This window comes from Rhizobium leucaenae USDA 9039 (assembly GCF_000426285.1).
GTDB lineage: Bacteria > Pseudomonadota > Alphaproteobacteria > Rhizobiales > Rhizobiaceae > Rhizobium > Rhizobium leucaenae.
Genome location: NZ_AUFB01000087.1, coordinates 1 through 1,963, shown reverse-complemented (window position 1 = coordinate 1,963; position 1,963 = coordinate 1). Strand labels below are relative to the sequence as shown.

At 61.1% G+C, this 1,963-nt stretch carries 3 protein-coding genes; all 3 read left to right on the top strand.

Features of this window, described 5'->3' with window-relative positions; genetic code table 11:
• The first annotated feature begins 89 nt into the window (after window positions 1–89).
• Window positions 90–533 (top strand): IS66-like element accessory protein TnpA, encoded by a 444-nt coding sequence (gene tnpA, locus K290_RS0133295; protein WP_028755405.1) that lies wholly within the window; start codon window positions 90–92, stop codon window positions 531–533.
• Window positions 530–883, top strand: coding sequence for an IS66 family insertion sequence element accessory protein TnpB (gene tnpB / locus K290_RS0133290; RefSeq protein ID WP_028755404.1), 354 nt, complete (start codon window positions 530–532; stop codon window positions 881–883). Before tnpA ends, tnpB begins: the two co-directional genes overlap by 4 nt.
• Before the next feature lie 64 nt (window positions 884–947).
• The coding region (tnpC, locus tag K290_RS0133285; RefSeq protein ID WP_028755403.1) for an IS66 family transposase at window positions 948–1,963 on the top strand (1,016 nt) is incomplete at its 3' end.

Sequence of the window (1,963 nt, the reverse complement as noted above, 5' to 3'; positions counted from 1 at the left end):
GTAAGCGCCGTCTCCGGCCCATTGGATTGGGTGTATTTTGAGGCTTGCTGCGTATGCGAGAAGGTTTCCAGGACTATCTGGAGATTTGCATGGCAGATGATGGATTTGTTGGTCGCTACGAAGTTGTCGAGCCGCGCCGGGGAAACCGGCGCTGGCCGGATGATGTGAAGGCGCGGATCGTGGCGGAAAGCCTTGAGCCTGGTGTTCGTGTTGTTGATGTCGCGCGCCGTCATGACGTTGTTCCGCACCAGCTTTCCTTGTGGCGCCGGCAAGTGCGCGAGGGCATTCTGGCCCTGCCTTTTGAGTCTATGTCGGGCCTGTCGGAGAGCGGCGATGCCGAGCCTACATTTGTGCCTTTGGCGATTGCGGCAGAGCCGAGCGAGGCTGTGAATGTTTTGGCGCCGCCGCTGCCGGAGGCGGCTTCGTCGGTCCTGACGTTGGAGATCGGCCCGGACGTTGTGATGCTGGTTCCCGGCGATGTGCCGGTTGAACGTGTGGCGGCTTTGGTGCGGGCCATGCGAGGTACGGCATGATCGTCGCGGGCCAACGCCTGCCGATCCTGATTGCAACGCGGCCGGTGGACTTCCGCTGTGGGCACCAGGCGCTGGCTCTGATGGTTGAGACCGAGTTGAAGCTCGATCCGCATTCCGGGGTGACGGTGATCTTCCGGTCGAAGCGCGGCGATCGCCTGAAAATCCTGGTGTGGGATGGCACCGGAATGGTGCTAACCTACAAAATTCTTGAACATGGAAACTTTGCCTGGCCCAAGGTTCAGGATGGGACGATGCGTCTTTCCAGGGCTCAATACGAAGCCTTATTCGAAGGGCTTGATTGGCGACGGGTCATGGCGCAACGGGTAACAGCGCCGACTGCGGCAGGATGACTCAGCCGTCCTGTTTTTGTATTGTTTTATTGGGTTTTTCTGCTTCGATTTGCTATGAAGCTGCATGTCGCCGCCGATCGATCTTAGCCAGTTCCCGGACCTTCCTCCCGAGGTTTTGAAAGCTTTTGCGGACGTGCAGTTTGAGCTGTCGGTCGAGCGTGCCGCACGTCAGCATGAGCAGGCTGTGGTGGCCGAAAAGGACGCCTTCATCGCCGAGTTGAAGGAACTGATCGAGAAGCTTGAGGGGCAGGTTCACGACTATCGGCGCACGAAGTTTGGGCCAAAATCGGAAAAGCTCGATCCGGCGCAGATGGAACTGGCGCTGGAAGACCTTGAAACGGCGATTGCCGAAACACAGGCGCGGATCGCCGCCGTCGAGAAAAAGATCGAAGCCAGCGCATCCGATCCGGACAAGGCCGCTCCCCGCAAAGAGCGTAAGGCCCGTGCACTGCCCGAACACCTGCCGCGGGTCGAGAGAGTGATCGAGCCCGAGAGCATCGTTTGTCCCTGCGGCTGCGGCAACATGGTCCGGATCGGCGAGGATCGGACGGAACGGCTCGACCGGATTCCGGCGCGCTACGAGGTGATCGTCACGATCCGCCCGAAATACGCCTGCCCCAAGGGTCGAACGGGCGTCGTCCAGGCCAGAGCGCCGGCGCATCTCTTGGAAGGGAGCTGGCCGACCGAAGCCCTTCTGGCTGAGATTGCCGTCGCCAAGCATTCCGAACATATGCCGCTCAACCGGCAGGCCGAGGTCATGGCGCGACACGGGGTGCCGATAGACCGCACGGTCCTGGCCGACTGGCTTGGGCGCACGGGCAGCGAAATCGCACCGGTGGTCGACCACATGGCCGAACGGCTGCTGTTTGAAAGCACGCGGCTCTATGTCGACGAGACAACGGCTCCGGTTCTTGATCCGGGGCGAGGCAAGACGAAGACCGGTTATCTCTGGGCCGTGTTGCGTGACGACCGCGGCTGGAATGGCTCCGCGCCGCCGGGCGTGGTGTTCCATTACCGGCCCGGGCGTAAAGGCGAATATGCCGCTGAAATCCTCGACGGGTTCAACGGGACAATCCAGGT

Excerpts from the sequence above, each read along its gene's own strand:
- tnpB (WP_028755404.1), top strand. The coding sequence starts at position 530 with ATGATCGTCGCGGGCCAACGCCTGCCGATCCTGATTGCAACGCGGCCG.
- tnpA (WP_028755405.1), top strand. The coding sequence starts at position 90 with ATGGCAGATGATGGATTTGTTGGTCGCTACGAAGTTGTCGAGCCGCGC.